This window comes from Litoreibacter albidus, from assembly GCF_900107015.1.
GTDB lineage: Bacteria > Pseudomonadota > Alphaproteobacteria > Rhodobacterales > Rhodobacteraceae > Litoreibacter > Litoreibacter albidus.
Window position 1 is genome coordinate 35,553 of the sequence record NZ_FNOI01000008.1, and the last position, 15,999, is coordinate 51,551.

The 15,999-nt window shown below is 58.8% G+C and carries 16 protein-coding genes; 9 read left to right on the forward strand and 7 right to left on the reverse strand.

Annotation, left to right across the window (positions count from 1 at the left end):
• The 3 genes from lptE to BLW66_RS15340 form a co-directional block, all read right to left on the reverse strand.
• Positions 1-483 (reverse strand): LPS assembly lipoprotein LptE, encoded by a 483-nt coding sequence (gene lptE, locus BLW66_RS15330; RefSeq protein ID WP_089948037.1) that lies wholly within the window; start codon positions 481-483, stop codon positions 1-3.
• The gene (gene leuS, locus BLW66_RS15335) at positions 470-3,001 is read right to left on the reverse strand and encodes a leucine--tRNA ligase (RefSeq protein ID WP_089948038.1); all 2,532 of its coding nucleotides are present in this window, start codon (positions 2,999-3,001) and stop codon (positions 470-472) included. Before leuS ends, lptE begins: the two co-directional genes overlap by 14 nt.
• Before the next feature lie 82 nt (positions 3,002-3,083).
• Positions 3,084-3,641 carry a DUF3576 domain-containing protein gene (locus BLW66_RS15340; protein ID WP_244508670.1) on the reverse strand — a complete coding sequence of 186 codons (558 nt, stop codon included), beginning with the start codon at positions 3,639-3,641 and terminating at the stop codon, positions 3,084-3,086.
• Positions 3,642-3,869: 228 nt separating this feature from the next.
• Here BLW66_RS15340 and BLW66_RS15345 point away from each other — a divergent pair, with 228 nt between their 5' ends.
• From BLW66_RS15345 to BLW66_RS15355, 3 genes are all read left to right on the forward strand, one after another.
• Complete coding sequence (locus tag BLW66_RS15345; RefSeq protein ID WP_089948040.1) at positions 3,870-4,922, forward strand: porin; 1,053 nt, start codon at positions 3,870-3,872, stop codon at positions 4,920-4,922.
• Positions 4,923-5,121: 199 nt separating this feature from the next.
• A complete protein-coding gene (locus tag BLW66_RS15350) occupies positions 5,122-6,135 on the forward strand; it encodes a porin (RefSeq protein WP_089948041.1) in 1,014 nt (337 codons plus the stop codon).
• Between the two features lie 105 nt (positions 6,136-6,240).
• The gene (locus tag BLW66_RS15355; protein WP_089948042.1) at positions 6,241-6,900 is read left to right on the forward strand and encodes a YggS family pyridoxal phosphate-dependent enzyme; all 660 of its coding nucleotides are present in this window, start codon (positions 6,241-6,243) and stop codon (positions 6,898-6,900) included.
• Here BLW66_RS15355 and BLW66_RS15360 read toward each other — a convergent pair.
• Positions 6,890-7,387 (reverse strand): L,D-transpeptidase family protein, encoded by a 498-nt coding sequence (locus tag BLW66_RS15360; RefSeq protein WP_089948043.1) that lies wholly within the window; start codon positions 7,385-7,387, stop codon positions 6,890-6,892. The genes BLW66_RS15355 and BLW66_RS15360 overlap by 11 nt on opposite strands.
• Positions 7,384-8,463 carry a GTP cyclohydrolase II gene (gene ribA, locus BLW66_RS15365; RefSeq protein WP_089948044.1) on the reverse strand — a complete coding sequence of 360 codons (1,080 nt, stop codon included), beginning with the start codon at positions 8,461-8,463 and terminating at the stop codon, positions 7,384-7,386. The genes BLW66_RS15360 and ribA overlap by 4 nt, the downstream gene beginning before the upstream one ends.
• Before the next feature lie 161 nt (positions 8,464-8,624).
• Here ribA and BLW66_RS15370 point away from each other — a divergent pair, with 161 nt between their 5' ends.
• Complete coding sequence (locus BLW66_RS15370) at positions 8,625-9,311, forward strand: response regulator transcription factor (protein WP_089948045.1); 687 nt, start codon at positions 8,625-8,627, stop codon at positions 9,309-9,311.
• A 105-nt stretch (positions 9,312-9,416) separates the two neighbouring features.
• On the opposite strand, the gene BLW66_RS15375 is transcribed toward BLW66_RS15370, so the two are convergent.
• Entirely contained in the window at positions 9,417-10,670 is a 1,254-nt protein-coding gene (locus BLW66_RS15375) for an MFS transporter (RefSeq protein ID WP_089948046.1), read from the reverse strand.
• 70 nt (positions 10,671-10,740) lie between these two features.
• Between BLW66_RS15375 and BLW66_RS15380 the strand changes: the two genes are divergently transcribed.
• Genes BLW66_RS15380 through BLW66_RS15395 form a run of 4 tightly spaced genes read left to right on the forward strand, consistent with a single transcriptional unit; the run spans position 10,741 to position 13,345 of the window.
• The gene (locus BLW66_RS15380; RefSeq protein ID WP_089948047.1) at positions 10,741-11,529 is read left to right on the forward strand and encodes an exodeoxyribonuclease III; all 789 of its coding nucleotides are present in this window, start codon (positions 10,741-10,743) and stop codon (positions 11,527-11,529) included.
• Between the two features lie 53 nt (positions 11,530-11,582).
• On the forward strand, positions 11,583-12,500 hold the full coding sequence (gene trxA, locus BLW66_RS15385; RefSeq protein WP_089948048.1) for a thioredoxin: 918 nt from the start codon (positions 11,583-11,585) through the stop codon (positions 12,498-12,500).
• Positions 12,501-12,527: 27 nt separating this feature from the next.
• Entirely contained in the window at positions 12,528-13,169 is a 642-nt protein-coding gene (locus tag BLW66_RS15390) for an LON peptidase substrate-binding domain-containing protein (protein WP_089948251.1), read from the forward strand.
• Positions 13,166-13,345, forward strand: a complete 180-nt coding sequence (locus tag BLW66_RS15395) for a Trm112 family protein (protein WP_089948049.1) — start codon at positions 13,166-13,168, stop codon at positions 13,343-13,345. Before BLW66_RS15390 ends, BLW66_RS15395 begins: the two co-directional genes overlap by 4 nt.
• On the opposite strand, the gene BLW66_RS15400 is transcribed toward BLW66_RS15395, so the two are convergent.
• A complete protein-coding gene (locus BLW66_RS15400; protein WP_089948050.1) occupies positions 13,342-14,604 on the reverse strand; it encodes a UbiH/UbiF/VisC/COQ6 family ubiquinone biosynthesis hydroxylase in 1,263 nt (420 codons plus the stop codon). The genes BLW66_RS15395 and BLW66_RS15400 overlap by 4 nt on opposite strands.
• 211 nt (positions 14,605-14,815) lie before the next feature.
• On the opposite strand from BLW66_RS15400, the gene BLW66_RS15405 reads away from it, so the two are divergent.
• Positions 14,816-15,988, forward strand: a complete 1,173-nt coding sequence (locus BLW66_RS15405; RefSeq protein ID WP_089948051.1) for an aminotransferase class I/II-fold pyridoxal phosphate-dependent enzyme — start codon at positions 14,816-14,818, stop codon at positions 15,986-15,988.
• Positions 15,989-15,999: the final 11 nt, after the last annotated feature.

The window sequence follows — 15,999 nt, forward strand, 5'->3', positions numbered from 1 at the left end:
TCAAAACTTGCCGGAGTTTAGCAGCAGGTCCGATGTTATTTTGTCCGCAAGGGCACTCATCAGCCGTGCATTGGCGTCACGTTCGGCGGCCAAAGTTGCCACGGGTTGCACCGACGCTGAATAAGCGGTGAATGTGTTCACGCTGCCTTTGTAGAGCTCATCGTCGGTGGCAAGGTCACGCAGGACGTAGTCGGCGCGCCCGAGTATATTGTAGCGCGTAATGTTGTTGGTGTCCGAGATCGCGAGGCCCTTTTCTTCGACGCTGAGGGCGACACTCATGCCGTAGACCGGCGCTTGCGCACGGCCTAAACGTTGTTCCAACTGCGCCACTAGGTTGAAGCTGTCGCGGGTGGTCGGCGCGTCCACGAGGATGGAGCCGCGCAGGCCCTCCGCGCTGCCCCCCGTGCCGTAGACGGGTTCAAACCCGCAGGCGGCAAGGGCAGGCAATGCCAATAGCAGAAAGCGGCGGTTAAATGACAACATTGATAATCCGACCCGGTACCACGATGAGTTTCTTCGGCTCGCGACCTTCGAGAGCCTTCACCACAGCATCATGCGCCAGGGCCAGCTTTTCAACCTCTTCCTTCGAGGCTTCCGCCGCTACGTCGATTTCACCACGACGTTTGCCGTTGATCTGAATCGGCATTGTGATGGTGTCTTGCACCAACAGTGCTTCGTCGGCGATAGGCCAAGGGGCGTTCGCGATCAGCCCTTCACCACCCAAATGGGACCAAATCTCTTCGGAGAGGTGCGGGGTCATCGGGGACATCAGCTGCGCCAACACCTTGACGGCTTTGCGCTTCGCGCCGGGGCCAGCCTTGGATTTGGAGATCGCATTGGCGAACTCATAGAGTTTTGCCACCGATTTGTTGAAGCCGAAAGTCTCAATTCCAAGCGTCACTTCGTTGATCGCGATGGCGCTCGCGCGCTCTAGATCCTGATCGGTGTCGTCACCGTCGCCCAATTCGGCGGCCAAGCGCCATACGCGGCCAAGGAACTTCCACGACGCTTCCGCGCCGGAGGCTGTCCATTCAACATCCCGTTCTGGTGGGCTGTCGGACAGCACGAACCAGCGGGCCGTATCAGCGCCGTATTGATCGATGATATCAACTGGATCGACCACGTTCTTCTTGGATTTCGACATTTTGGCGGAGGGGATCACCTCCACCGTTTCGCCCGTCGCGCGCAGTGTCGCGTTCGTCTCGTCCACATCTTCTGGCAGGTGATACACAGGCCGCCCGTTGTCGTCGCGGGTCTGGTAAATCGCGTGGGTCACCATGCCTTGGGTAAACAGCGCGTTAAACGGCTCCTTGGCGGACGCGGGCAAGTGGCCCGTCTCCTGCATCGCGCGAGCAAAGAAGCGGGAATAAAGAAGGTGCAGGATCGCATGCTCAATGCCGCCGATATACTGGTCAACGTTCATCCAGTATTCGGCGTCCGCCATGTCGGTGGGCGTTTCGGCCCGTGGCGAGGTGAAGCGCGCGTAATACCAAGAGCTATCGACGAAGGTGTCCATCGTGTCAGTTTCACGCGTCGCGGGCTTGCCGCAGGACGGGCAAGGCGTGTTGCGCCACGTGGGGTGACGGTCCAGCGGGTTGCCGGGAATGTCGAAAGACACATCGTCGGGCAGCTCGACCGGCAGGTTCTCTTTCTTCTCGGGGACCACGCCGCAGTCATCACAATGGACGACAGGGATCGGGCAGCCCCAATAGCGCTGGCGGGACAGGCCCCAATCGCGCAAGCGGTATTGCGTGACGCCTTTGCCCCAGCCGGCCTTCTCGGCGAAGTCGATTGTGGTGTTCACGGCGTCTTCACCTGTGGCGACGTCAAGCCCCGCGAAATGGTCGACCCATTTCACTTTTTCAGTTTTCAAAGGCACGAAGGCAGTATTTTCGACTGGGCTCGTGTCATCCAACGCAAAGAAAGTGTCGATCACTGGCAAGTCATACTTACGGCAGAAGTCCAAATCGCGCTGGTCATGGGCGGGGCAGGCGAAGATCGCGCCCGTGCCGTAGTCCATCAAGATGAAGTTGGCGACCCAAACCGGCAGCTCCCAATCGGGGTTCAGGGGGTGCTTCACCTTTATACCGGTGTCAAAGCCAAGCTTTTCGCCGGTCTCCAACGCTTCCGCGGTAGTACCGCCCTTGCGGCATTCGGCAATAAAGGCGGCGGCTTCTGGGTTGGAGGCTTCCAACTCCTTCGCCAGCGGATGGTCGGGGGAGATGCCAACGAAGCTGGCGCCCATCAATGTGTCGGGGCGCGTGGTGTAGACCTCAATCGGCGCGCCGCCGTCCGTGCGTTCAAAGCCGAATTGCAAGCCGCGCGATTTGCCGATCCAGTTGGCCTGCATCAGCTTTACTTTGTCGGGCCAGTTATCCAGCCCGTCTAGCGCGCCCAAAAGTTCCTCGGACCAGTCGCTGATCTTGAAGAACCACTGCGTCAACTCGCGGCGCTCCACCGGTGCGTCGGACCGCCAGCCTTTGCCGTCAATCACCTGCTCGTTCGCCAGAACCGTCATGTCGACCGGATCCCAGTTCACGGTGGCATTCTTGCGGTAGACCAGGCCCTTTTCCATCATGTCGAGGAACAGGGCCTGCTGCTGGCCGTAGTATTCTGGGTCGCAGGTCGCGAATTCGCGGGTCCAGTCAATTGACAGGCCCAGCGGTTTCATCTGGTCGCGCATCGCGGCGATGTTGCCATAGGTCCATTCCTTGGGGTGGCCGCCGATGGCCATCGCGGCGTTCTCTGCGGGCATGCCGAAGGCGTCCCAGCCCATCGGGTGCAACACGCTAAAGCCACATGACGACTTATACCGCGCGATCACGTCGCCCATCGTGTAGTTCCGCACGTGGCCAATGTGGATGCGGCCGGACGGGTAGGGGAACATCTCTAGGACGTAGTATTTCTCGCGGGACTCGTCGCGCGTGGCGAGGAAGGTTTGGGCGTCGTCCCAAGCTTTTTGCCATTTGGGTTCTACGGTGCGGGCATTGTAGCGGGACATTTTGTCTTCCTCAGATACGAAAAGCGCCGGGCGATGAGGCCCGGCGCATGTAATAGGGGTGCAACTGGACTTGGTCCAGTGGTTAGAGCTTGCCGTCGGCGATGCGCAACTGGCGCGCACGTGTCAGGATGGCGTCTTCCACGGCGCGGGCAGTCTGGTTCGACACGGCGGCGCCGCCAGCACCCTGCAAGGACACGCGCAGGGACCGCGCATCAAGCGCCGGATCCGTGATAAACACGGTGGCGCGGTAGGCGCGGCCACCGCCTTGCGGGCGGCCATAGCCCATCGCGATGGTGCCGGTGAACGGGTCAGCGGCTTCCACGGGCATAAAGTTGAGCACGTCCAGCGACGCCTTCCAAAGGTATTTGTTCACCTTCAGGGTCACGTTTGGATCGTCGTTGTTGGTGAACAGGTCAGCCAGACGGCTGCCCTTCTTTACCGCGTTGGCGCGGGCGGCGCTGTCGTAATCGCGCGAGAAGCCGTTGGCGTCGTTCTCACGCCGCTCGTTCTTGCCTTTGCCAAAAATGCCGCTTCCGCCGCATGCGGACAGTGCAAAGACCAGCGTGCAAACTGTGGTCGCCTTCAAGATACGGGTGATCGCCATGGATAAATGCTCTCGGCCTGTTGTTTTCCCTGTCATATCGGACAGGGCGGGGTGGAACAAGAAAGAATAGCTGTATGGGCATATCGCCCAGGATATGGGCCAGAAAACCGACTGTGGCGAAGTTGCATCAATTTGGCCGGCAAACTCCGCGTTAGGGTCAGTTGGCTTGAATTGCGGGGCCGTCCGTAAGAAACAAGGTCAGACTCAGTTCGGATTCCCTGAATTGAGGTGCACCTAAGTTATTAACTCTCGAGGGAAAACGACATGAAAAATGTTCTCTTCGCATCCACAGCACTGGTAGCCTTCGCTGGCGCCGCTTCTGCTGATGTTGCTCTGTCCGGCCGCGCCGAAATGGGTATCTTCAAAGCTGACTCCGTAGCCAACACTGGCGTTGTCACTACAAACGGCGCTCAGTTCTTCACCGACATCGACGTGACATTCACAATGTCCGGCGAAACAGACAACGGTCTGACATTCGGTGCGTCCGTTGATCTGGACGAAGGCGGCGGCACAGACAACATTCAAGCTGGTGGCGTTACGGCCCCAGGTCTGTCCACTCAGAACCGCGCAACTGGCGACAACTCCGACGATGGCGGCGCAACGATCTTCGTATCCGGCGCATTCGGCACAGTCACAATGGGCGACACAGACGGCGCGCTTGACTGGGCAATGACTGAAGCTGGCAACGTGGGCAACCCAGGTTCCATCGCGGATGACGAAACTTCGCACGCTGGTTACCTCGGCGCGTACCTCGATGGTTCGAGCGATGGCCAGATCCTGCGTTGGGATTACACTTCGGGCGCATTCGGCGTTGCAGTCTCCTTGGAAGACGACAACGGCTCCAAAGCAGCTAACACTGGCGTAGGCTACGCGATTGGTTTCAAATACGCTCTGGACCTGTCCGGCACGACTGTTAACTTCGGTCTGGGTTACCAGAAGGCGTCAGACAATGGCGTCGGTGGCGCAACTGTAAATGACGCAAAAGCAACCGGTGTTTCCGTGTCCGCAACTTTCGCTAACGGCCTGTCCGCTGGCGTGACTTACACAGACATGAAAAACATGGTTAACGACAAGCACTACTCCATCGGCTTGGGTTACACCACTGGCGCGTTCTCCGTACACGCCAACTACGGTAAGTTCACCGGTCAAGGTACTCAGGTTGATGTTGACGGCTTCGGTCTGGCAGCAGCTTACGACTTGGGCGGCGGTGCCGTTGTACACTTCGGTTACGGCTCCGGCGACACAACCAACGCAGCTGGTACTGCACTGGTTGACACATCCAAAACAATGTCCTTGGGTCTTGGCCTGAGCTTCTAAGCTCAACCACCTAAGCGATAGACTACTAAAGGCGGGCCTTCGGGCTCGCCTTTTTCCGTTTTAGGAATTGTTGCAAAAAAGCGCCTATTTTGTGGCGCGAAGTTCCAACCGCTTTCACACGGAACGGTTTCTATATATCAACGTTCTGGAAATACATGCGTCGACTCATTGGCGCAGCAACTCACAAAGGCATAATGTCATGAAAAAAATTCTTATCGCATCCACAGCGCTGGTATCCACCGCTGGTGTAGCTGCCGCTGACGTTGCCCTTTCCGGCCGCGCCGAAATGGGTATCTACCAAGTTTCCGGAACTGACGCTCAGTTCTTCACCGACATCGACGTGACATTCACAATGTCCGGCGAAACAGACAACGGTCTGACATTCGGTGCGTCCGTTGATCTGGACGAAGGTGGCGGCACAGACAACGTTCAAATTGGTGGCGTTACGGCCCCAGGGTTCTCCACTCAGAACCGCGCGACTGGCGACAACTCTGACGACGGCGGCGCAACGATCTTCGTATCCGGCGCATTCGGTACAGTCACAATGGGCGACACAGACGGCGCGCTTGACTGGGCAATGACTGAAGCTGGCAACGTGGGCAACCCAGGTTCCATCGCTGATGACGAAACTTCGCACGGCGGCTACCTTGGCGCGTACCTTGACGGTGCTCAAGACGGTCAAATCCTGCGTTGGGATTACACATCGGGCGCATTCGGCGTTGCAGTCTCCTTGGAAGACGACAACGGCTCCAAAGCTGCTAACACAGACGTAGGTTACGCTGTTGGTTTCAAATACGCTCTGGACCTGTCCGGCACGACTGTTAACTTCGGTCTGGGTTACCAAAAAGCAGCTGGCGCAATCGCAGCTGGCTTCACTGACCAAGGTAGCGCAACTGGTGTTTCCGTGTCCGCGTCCTTCGCAAACGGCCTGTCCGCTGGCATGACTTACACAGACATGTCCGACATGGCGAACGACAAGCACTACTCCCTTGGTCTGGGCTACACCACTGGTGCGATCTCGGTACACGCCAACTACGGTAAGTACACAGACAACGCAGCAGTTGCTGGCGGCGCTGACGTTAAAGGCTACGGTCTGGCAGCAGCTTACGACCTGGGCGGCGGCGCAGTTGTACACTTCGGTTACGGTTCTTCGAAGCCAACCGGTGGCGTATCTACTAAATCCGCATCGCTGGGTCTTGGCCTGAGCTTCTAAGCTCCACCACCACCTACTAATTAAGAGAGAGCGGGCTTCGGCCCGCTCTTTTCTTTTGTGCGGGTCTATGTTGGATGTAGGTAAGACCACGTTCAGGAGCCGCCGATGTCCCTACCCGAAATACTCACCCGCATCACAGCCGCCGATAAAAACGCTGGCCGCCCCGAGGGGACTACCAAACTGATCGCGGTGTCCAAGGTGCAACCCAATGAGCGGGTCGAGGCCGTTCTGAAGGAAGGCCACCGCGTTTTCGGCGAGAACCGCGTGCAGGAGGCGGCCCAAAAGTGGCCAACGTTCCGCGACAGCTACGATGGCGTGGAGCTACACCTTCTCGGTCCGTTGCAAACCAACAAAGCGCGCCAAGCGATGGAACTGTTCGACTGTATCCACACGCTCGACCGCTCCAAGCTGGCCAAGCGCATCGCAACGCTCGCTTCGGAGCTAGGGCATTGCCCGTCGCTGTTTATTCAAGTCAACACCGGCAACGAGCCACAAAAAGCGGGCGTCTCGGTCGAAGATACGGATGCGTTCGTGGCAGAATGCCGCGCGTTGGGCTTGCCCGTCATCGGCCTGATGTGCATCCCCCCTGCGGATGAAGATCCGACACCGCACTTCGCGCAACTGCGCGCACTCGCCGCGCAAAACAATCTGGCGGAACTCAGCATGGGGATGAGTGGCGATTTCGAGTGCGCCATCGCGCAAGGCGCCACATGCGTGCGCGTGGGCTCTGCTATCTTTGGCGAAAGGGTGGCACCTACGGCTTAACGATAACGCGGGTGCCGATGTCGACGTTGTGGGCAATCCAGTGCAGATGCCGCTCGCTGAACGCCACGCAGCCTTCCGTCGGGTGACGGGGTTTGCGCCACCGGTGAATGAAAATAGCTGACCCCTTGCCAGGCGTCGCATCCGGGTAATTCCAATCGGTCAGCAGCACCAAGTCGTACAGTGGATCGGCCCGCCGAAGGGCCTCGTGACTGTGCGCGTAAGGCACACGCACAGGAAGATTATACGCCGCGTCCGTCGGGTCGTCAGACCACAGGTCGGCGGGGCCAATCGGCGTGGCCCAAGTAGCAGGTCGGCGTACACGGTCGGGCCTATACAGCATCCCCGCGATCCGGTGCGTGCCCACCGGTGTCGCGCCGTCACCTTCGCGTTTACCCGCTGAGATACCGCCCGAGCCGATGCTACAGGGAATATCGCGGCCCAAAAAACGCGCGCCCCATCTTGTCACGACAAGGTCGTTGGGGCTCACAACAGGTGCCCCGATTTCGCCGCCTTGGTGGCCAGATAAGCGCTGTTGTGACGGCTTTCGCCAACCTTCAACGGCACACGCTCCACCACCTCCAAGCCATTTGCCTCAAGCATAGCGATCTTGGCAGGGTTATTTGTCAGTAAGCGCACTTTGCTAAAGCCCATGGACTTCAAAATACCGGCGCCAATGCGGAAATCACGCTCGTCATCCTCAAAGCCGAGGCGGTGGTTGGCCTCAACCGTGTCGAACCCTTGGTCCTGTAGTGAATAGGCGCGCATTTTGTTGGCAAGCCCGATCCCGCGCCCTTCTTGGTTCAGGTATAGCAGGACGCCTTGTCCTTCCGTGCCCATTTGTGACAACGCCCCGCGCAACTGCGGGCCGCAATCGCATTTTAAGGAGCCGAGCAAATCCCCAGTGAAGCAGGCGGAATGCAGGCGGGTCAGCAGCGGTTCGGTTCGCGACGGCTGGCCGATCTCAATCGCGTAATGCTCCTCGCCGCCGTCCTCAGGGCGAAACACGTGTAGGCGCCCCGCCTCGTTCACTTCCAACGGCAACCTTGCGCTTACCAACGGGTGCAGCGGGCTTGGCGCGCTAAACGTCTTCTCCAGCGCGTCGGCGTTTAGCATCGTGAGGCTGTGGCTCGCTGCATATTCACGCGGGGCGTCAAGCCGCGCAACGACGGCGGCGGGTAGCAGGCGGGCGTCTTTAGTTAACTGGATCGCAAGGCGCGCATCCGTGGCGTCGTCGTCGCGCAGGGTCTGAAGCGGTCCTTTCATCGGGGCGTTCAAATCGTCGGCGGGGTCCGCAATAGCGGTGATCCAATCGACAGGCGCATCTTCCGGCACGACAACGCGCGCGATGTCGGTGTCATACGCACGCGCCTTTAGCGTCCGCGCGCGCCAGTCGGTGATTGCCAGAACAAGTGGCGTTCCGGTGATCTGCAAAGCACGCAGACGGGTCTCATTCAACGTCTCTGCCGCAAGGATAAGGGACGAACCAATCACAACTGGAACCCCCATTCGCAGGTCTGCGCGGGCGCGGGCGGTTAGTTCAATTATGTCAGGTGCCAGTGTCATGGGATCAATTTTGTAACAAAGTCAGCTTCCTTTTACGCGAAATGAAAGGAAGTTGAAACAAAACACCCATATTGCGACACGAGGCTGTGAATAACGCCGCCGTGAGTTGTTTCTGAGGGGATCAGCACACATCTTGTAACTAACAAGAGAGGACACTGAACATGACGACGCTGAAAAAGATTCTACTGGTTGACGACGACGAGGACCTGCGCGAAGCGCTTTCCGAACAGTTGGTTATGACCGAAGATTTCGACGTGTTCGAAGCCGCAAACGGCGCTGACGCGATGCAGAAGGCGAAAGAGGCAATTTACGACCTCGTCGTGCTTGATGTTGGCCTTCCAGATACCGACGGGCGCGAGCTGTGCCGCCTGATGCGCAAGCAAGGCGTTAAGTGTCCCATTCTGATGCTTACAGGTCATGACAGTGATGCCGATACGATCTTGGGTCTTGATGCCGGCGCAAATGACTACGTGTCCAAGCCGTTCAAATTTCCCGTCCTCTTGGCCCGTATTCGCGCCCAGTTGCGCCAGCACGAGCAGTCCGAAGATGCTGTGTTCCAGCTTGGGCCGTATACCTTCAAGCCCGCGATGAAAGTGCTGATCACGGAGGACGAGAAGAAGATCCGTCTCACGGAAAAAGAGACCAACATTCTGAAGTTTCTCTACCGCTCCACAGATGGCGTGGTGCCGCGCGATGTCCTTCTTCACGAGGTGTGGGGGTACAACGCAGGTGTCACCACGCACACGCTGGAGACACATATTTATCGCCTTCGCCAGAAAATTGAGCCAGATCCGTCAAATGCGCGCCTTCTTGTGACCGAATCCGGCGGATATAAGTTAAACTCCTAAGGGGTTCCTTAGGCAAAGTTCCCCTGACCGCGACGGGGTTATGTTGCGGTATCCTCCCTGTTGGACTTGCCCGGGCAAACGCCCGGGCTTTTTTTGCGCAGTGGCCTAGGTTCTCGGCAGTCGCAAACGTAAGGCCCCGTACAGGGCCAGCCCAACACATACGATTGCGCCAAAGACGTAGGGCGTCCGGAGTGCGGCCTCCCGCCCGATATCTCCCTCTAACGTCGTGACCAGAAAGCCCGCGAAGAGTGCGCCCAGCGGGATCGAACCCCAGCCAAAGAAGCGGTAGATCGAATTCACGCGCCCCAAAAGGGCGTCTGGGATCAAACGCTGGCGCAGGGAGACGGTGACGACGTTCCACGTGATCCCGCTCGCCATCTCCAAGAATAGCGCGCAGCCAGCGAGCCACGCGTTCGATGTGAGGGCTAGGATAACGAATGGGAGCGGGAAGATTGCCAGCGCGCCCAAGACACAGGCTTGCGCGCCGAAGCGACGTACCAGCCGTGGGCCGACCATGCCGCCAAAAACACCGCCTGCCGCCCCTGCGGTTAGCAAAAATCCGTGGCCAGCGGCATCTAGCCCCATAATCTCTTGCGACAAAAGCACCAGCATTGTCGCGCTCATCATGATCACAAAGTTCAGCACGCCTAGCATCAATGCCAGGCGAAGGATCAACGGCTGTCCTTGCATCCACACTGCCCCCTCGCGCAGTTGCGACCAGAAGCCATCCACCGTGTGAACCCGCACGCGCGGCATCATTGCGATTTGCCAAACAAGGAAGGCGGCAACCCCGAATGTTGCGGCATCCACAAGAAACGGCGCAGGTACCGCGAGTGCGATCAGCAGGCCAGCCACCGGAGGGCCGACAAACTGCCCCATGATCTGCTCAATGCTCCAAAGCTGCCCGTTGGCGCGTTCCAGATCTTGTTTGTCCACGACCGAGGGCAGGGCGGTTTGCGCCGCGTTGTCGCGCAGCACTTCTGCGCTTCCGAGCAGGAAGGCCGCCGCGCATAGACCAATGATCAAGGACAGGGCTTCGGCAGCATCATTTGCCAAGGGCATAGGAGGGGCCGATAGAATCAGCCCGATTACGCCCATCGTTAAAACCGTGCGCAGCACATCTGCACCGACCATCAGGCGCTGCCGGTCCATCCGGTCCGTGATCACGCCTGCGGGCAGTGAAAACAGCAACCATGGCAGCCGTGTGGCAGCCGCCACAGCGGCAATTAACAGCGGATCGCGGGTGATTAGGGTCGCAAGCCACGGAAATGCCAGCGCAGAAATGCCATCGCCTAAATTGGAAACTGCGGTGGCTGAAAACAGCAAGCGATAGTTCCGGTTGGCAGCAAATAGCGACATAAAATGTTTCCCTGTGGTGCTGAAGCGAACGTCGGACTAATCTCGCGCCAAGTCAAACCGGAGAACAGCTATGTCATTCACGCTCGCCACTTGGAATATCAACTCCGTCCGTCTGCGCGAGGAGTTGGTGCTAAAACTGCTCAGCGAGGAGGCGCCGGATGTTTTGTGCCTGCAAGAATGCAAAAGCCCCGTCGATAAGATCCCGCTGGAGGGGTTTCAGGCGCTTGGATACAATCACATCGTAGCGCGCGGCCAAAAGGGCTATAACGGCGTCGCAATCATCTCTCGGCTGCCGATGGTTGAGGCGGGCGCGGAAGATTACGCATCCTTGGGCCACGCGCGCCACATCGCGGGTCGTTTGGAAAACGGCGTGACGATCCATAACCACTATGTTCCGGCGGGCGGCGATGTACCTGACCGCGCCGTGAACGACAAGTTTGGCAACAAGCTCGACTACCTAACCGAGATGCGTGACGCCTTCCACGCCGATAAGCCCAGCAAATCCATCCTAGTGGGCGACCTTAACATCGCACCACGGGAGGATGATGTATGGTCCCACAAGAAGCTGCTGAAGGTCGTCAGCCACACGCCCATTGAGGTAGAGCATTTCGGCGAGGTCATGGACGCGGGTGGCTGGTCCGACGTGACGCGCAACGATATTCCCGACGGTCTGCTATATTCATGGTGGTCTTACCGCGCCCGCGACTGGGACGCGGCAGACAAGGGCCGCCGGTTGGACCACGTCTGGGCAACCCCCGATATCGCATCGGCTGGTCACTCCTCGCGGATCGTGCGCACCGCCCGCGGGTGGGAAAAGCCCTCCGATCACGCGCCGGTATTTGCGACATTTGATCTTTGAGCAAAGAGCGCACATATACAGGGCAACTTAGCCTAAACTCCGAGGAACAGAGCATGCTTGAACTCAACGTAGGTGGCATTCCCGCTGGCGGGACCGACCTGATTAAGGACACCAGCGAAGCAACTTTCATGGTCGATGTTGTCGAAGCGAGCCATGAAGTCCCTGTGATTGTTGACTTTTGGGCGCCTTGGTGTGGCCCGTGCAAGACTTTGGGCCCTGCGCTGGAAGCCGCCGTAAAAGACGCCAAAGGCGCCGTGAAGATGGTGAAGGTCGACGTCGACCAGAACCAGCAAATCGCGGCCCAGTTGCAAATCCAGTCCATCCCGACCGTCTATGCATTCTACAAAGGGAAGCCGATTGATGCCTTTCAAGGCGCGCTTCCTGCAAGCGAAATCAAAGGGTTCATCGACAAGCTGATCGCCGAATCCGGTGGTGAAGTAGACGACGGCTTGGGCGAGGCCATCGCCGCCGCTGAAGCCATGTTGGAAGACGGCGACGTAGCCGACGCCGCCCAAACCTTCGAAGCCATTCTGGGCGAAGAGCCGAACAACCCTGCTGCCTACGCGGGCCTGATCCGCGCGCAATTGGCGCTGGAAGATCTCGACAAAGCGTCCGAATTGCTGGCCAACGCGCCGGCAGAGCTGAACGGCTTGCCGGAAATCGAATCCGTGCGCGCGCAATTGGAACTGTTGCAACAAGCCGCAGACACCGGCCCCGCAGCGGAGCTTCAAGCTGCGGTTGATGCAAACGCCGATGACCATCAGGCACGGCTGGATCTGGCCGTTGCGCTGCACGCGGCAGGCGATGCCGCGGGGGCTGTTGATCACTTGCTGGAACTGTTCCGCCGTGATCGCGAATGGAACGATGGCGCGGCTAAGGCACAGCTCTTCACCGTCTTCGACGCGCTGAAGGCCGATGATCCAGTTGTTCTGAATGGTCGGCGTAAATTGTCGTCGATGATATTTGTCTGATGGCGCGGGCGGGCTAAGTGCATGCGTATGATGAACCCAGCAGACCTCCCAGATACCATTCCGCTTTTCCCTTTGCCCGGCGCGCTTTTGCTGCCTCGGGCAAGGTTGCCACTGCAACTTTTTGAACCTCGCTACTTGCAGATGTTTGAGGACGTCCTGAAGACGCCTCAGCGTTTGATCGGCATGGTGCAACCGCTGCGTACGGTGGACGGCGACGATAAGTTGCATACTGTCGGCTGTGCGGGGCGTGTGACCCAGTTTTCCGAAACCGAAGACGGGCGCTACATGATGACCCTGACCGGTGTCTCGCGGTTTGAAATCGCGCAAGAGGTGACGGGATTTAGCGCGTACCGCAATGCGGATGTGATGTGGTCGGCGTTCGGGCGCGATTTGGGGAAAGCCGAAACCGACGCGGGTTTTGATAGACCTAAGTTCATGAACCTGTTGAAAAAGTTTTTCGACGCGGAGGAGCTACGCACCGACTGGGACGGCCTGAAAGAAGCCGAGACAGAGATGTTGATCAACACGCTCTCGATGCTTTGCCCGTTCGAGCCGGAAGAGAAGCAAGCCCTGCTAGAGGCGCCAACACTGGCCGCGCGACGCGAAACATTGACGACGTTGATTGAATTCTCACTACGTGGCGGCACCGCCGAGGAGACCCTGCAATGACTGAAACAAGCTTTGACCGACACATGCTTGAAGGTTTGGTGTGCCCCGTCACGCAGGCCACGCTGTCTTACGACGCGGACAAGCAGGAGCTGGTTTCCAAGGGCGCAAAACTGGCGTTTCCCATCCGTGGCGGCATTCCCATCATGTTAGTCGACGAAGCCCGCAAGCTGGATTAAAGCGCGCGCCCCTGTAGCAATCGAGGCAAGTCACCAGTTAGGCCCGCCGCCTCTCGGATAAAGTTGCGGCGCAAGGCTGGGAAGGCATTCACCAGACCCATGCCAATATCGCGACCTGCGCGGAGTATTGGGTTATCGTTTGAAAACAGACCGTTAAAGCTGTTCGTCGCCATCGCGAGTGTCGCGGTGTCAAAGCGTCGCCACTCCGCATAACGGGCCAAAACCGCGTCGGTGCCGATGTCTTCGCCACGCCGACGCGCTTCTACCAGCACCTCTGCCAAGGCACCAATATCGCGCAGCCCAAGGTTTAGCCCTTGGCCCGCAATTGGGTGAACCCCGTGCGCAGCATCGCCGACCAAGACCAAACGCTGATCCACCAGTCGGCTCGCAAGAGTCAGGTTCATGGGGTAGGAGAATCGCGCACCCGCGACGTGGATATCACCCAGAAAATCACCGAACGCAGGGCGCAACGCGTTGATGAAGTCGTCGTCATCTAGCGCCGACAGCTCCGCCGCTCGGGCATGGGTTTCGGCCCAGACGATAGACGACCTGCTGCCTGTCAAAGGCAAGATCGCCAGTGGTCCCGCAGGCATGAAAAATTGATGCGCTATGCCGTTGTGCGGAAGAGCGTGGCCGATCGCTGCCACCAAGGCGGTTTGGCCGTAATCCTTGAAACTGCGGGTGATGCCCGCACGCTCTGCCACGCCGCTGCGCCGACCATCGCACCCTACCAGCAAGCGCGCGCGGATGGTTTTACCCGACGCCAGCGAAATGCGCGCGCCAGTGTGGTCGACGGATTGCGCAACCACGGTGTCAGGCGTCACATGCTTGATGCGCGTGTCGGATGCGATTTTTGCCAGAAAGGCACGCCTCAGATGGCGGTCCTCTACCATGTAGCCCATCGGACCTTCTTCGATCTCGGCGTGGTCGAAATGCATCCAGAACGGCGACGGGCCTTCGCCCGCACGACCGTCAGTGACCTTAATTTCCAACATGGGCTGGGCATCTGCGGCGATGTCCGCCCAAAGCCCCACAGCTTCAAGCAGGCGTTTAGATGCCAGTGCAAGGGCGTAGGACCGCCCGTCAAAACTGTCACTTTTCGCCGTGTCGACGGCAAGGCTATCCACCAAGGTGACCGAAAGCCCGCCGCTAGACAGGGCAATGGCAAGGGCGCAGCCGTTTAAGCCGCCGCCGACAATCGCGATTTCGCTATCATATTCCATACCCCTCAATATGAGTGGATGCGCCGGATTGTCCATGCGCTGTGCTGACGCGTTCCAACTGGCCTGTGGGTATTGGCAGCCCCGACAGTTCCCCTCTACGAAGCTAAAGGGCCAAAAAGTCACAGGCGTGTGACCACATTGCTGAAATCACGGTCCTTTTTCTGGACGATACGCCGTTCGGTGGGATAGCTTGGGGGTAACGGGGCAATAATGATCCCGATCCTTGAGGCAGTAAAAGTAGGTCCCAATGACCTTTCCTGAGCGGTTTTCGAACCTGCCACCATATGCATTTCCGCGTTTGCGGTCGCTTCTCGCCGGCATAGAGCCGGGCGGAGTGCCTGTGGACATGACGATCGGATCGCCATTGCATCCGTTCCCGCATTGGATCACCGACATTGTTGTGGAGCACGCGGCCGGTTTTGGTGGCTACCCGCCAAACGACGGAACGCCAGAGTTGCAGTCCGCAATTGCGGCTTGGATTGCGCGCAGATACGGCGTTGCCGTTGATGCGGCGACGCAGATATTGCCTTTGAACGGCACGCGTGAAGGGCTGTTCAACGCGGCGTTGGCGCTGTGTCCTGAAGACAAGAACGGCACGCCGGTCGTGCTTATGCCGAACCCGTTTTACCAAGTTTACGCGGTTGCGTCTCTCGCCGCTGGTGCGGAACCGATTTACGTGCCTGCAACGTTGGACACAGGATTTCTGCCTGATTTCGCGGCGCTGCCAGCCGATGTGTTGAACCGCACGGCTGTGGCGTACCTATGCTCGCCCTCCAACCCGCAAGGCGCGGTTGCGACCGCAGAGTATTGGGCTGACCTGCTGGCGCTGGCCGAAAAATACGACTTCAAGATTTTCGCGGACGAATGCTATTCGGAGATTTACCGTGAGGCGGCGCCAATGGGCGCGCTGACGGCGGGCAAGGATCTGGACCCCGAACGCGTGGTTCTGTTCAACTCGCTCTCCAAACGCTCCAACCTTGCGGGTCTTCGGTCCGGCTTCGTGGCAAGCGGCCCTGAGAACATGAAACGCCTGAAGGCGCTGCGGGCCTACGCCGGCGCACCTTTGCCACTGCCGCTGCAACGGGTTGCGGAAAAGGTTTGGGCGGACGAAGAACACGTAAAAGCCAACCGCGCGCTTTACCGTGAGAAGCTGGATTTCAGTGACACGCTGTTTGACGAGATAGACGGTTACAAATCGCCCGAGGCTGGCTTCTTCTTGTGGTTGCCCGTCCCAGACGGGGAGGCGGCGACGACCCAGCTTTGGTCCAAGACCGGCGTGAAAGTGTTGCCCGGGGCGTATCTGGGCCGCGATTATCAGGGCACGAACCCTGGACAGAATTATATCCGGGTGGCGTTGGTCGCCCCAATGAACGAACTGCAGCCAGGGCTAACCCTGCTCAAGAGCTGCATATACGGTTGAAGGTGAGGAAG

Bases quoted from the DNA above. Each gene is read 5' to 3' on its own strand.
- BLW66_RS15355 (WP_089948042.1), top strand. From the start codon at position 6,241: ATGTCCCTACCCGAAATACTCACCCGCATCACAGCCGCCGATAAAAAC.
- BLW66_RS15405 (WP_089948051.1), top strand. From the start codon at position 14,816: ATGACCTTTCCTGAGCGGTTTTCGAACCTGCCACCATATGCATTTCCG.
- ribA (WP_089948044.1), bottom strand. From the start codon at position 8,463: ATGACACTGGCACCTGACATAATTGAACTAACCGCCCGCGCCCGCGCA.
- BLW66_RS15340 (WP_244508670.1), bottom strand. From the start codon at position 3,641: ATGACAGGGAAAACAACAGGCCGAGAGCATTTATCCATGGCGATCACC.
- BLW66_RS15375 (WP_089948046.1), bottom strand. From the start codon at position 10,670: ATGTCGCTATTTGCTGCCAACCGGAACTATCGCTTGCTGTTTTCAGCC.
- trxA (WP_089948048.1), top strand. From the start codon at position 11,583: ATGCTTGAACTCAACGTAGGTGGCATTCCCGCTGGCGGGACCGACCTG.
- BLW66_RS15380 (WP_089948047.1), top strand. From the start codon at position 10,741: ATGTCATTCACGCTCGCCACTTGGAATATCAACTCCGTCCGTCTGCGC.
- BLW66_RS15390 (WP_089948251.1), top strand. From the start codon at position 12,528: ATGATGAACCCAGCAGACCTCCCAGATACCATTCCGCTTTTCCCTTTG.
- BLW66_RS15395 (WP_089948049.1), top strand. From the start codon at position 13,166: ATGACTGAAACAAGCTTTGACCGACACATGCTTGAAGGTTTGGTGTGC.
- lptE (WP_089948037.1), bottom strand. From the start codon at position 483: ATGTTGTCATTTAACCGCCGCTTTCTGCTATTGGCATTGCCTGCCCTT.
- BLW66_RS15345 (WP_089948040.1), top strand. From the start codon at position 3,870: ATGAAAAATGTTCTCTTCGCATCCACAGCACTGGTAGCCTTCGCTGGC.
- BLW66_RS15370 (WP_089948045.1), top strand. From the start codon at position 8,625: ATGACGACGCTGAAAAAGATTCTACTGGTTGACGACGACGAGGACCTG.
- BLW66_RS15350 (WP_089948041.1), top strand. From the start codon at position 5,122: ATGAAAAAAATTCTTATCGCATCCACAGCGCTGGTATCCACCGCTGGT.
- leuS (WP_089948038.1), bottom strand. From the start codon at position 3,001: ATGTCCCGCTACAATGCCCGCACCGTAGAACCCAAATGGCAAAAAGCT.
- BLW66_RS15400 (WP_089948050.1), bottom strand. From the start codon at position 14,604: ATGGACAATCCGGCGCATCCACTCATATTGAGGGGTATGGAATATGAT.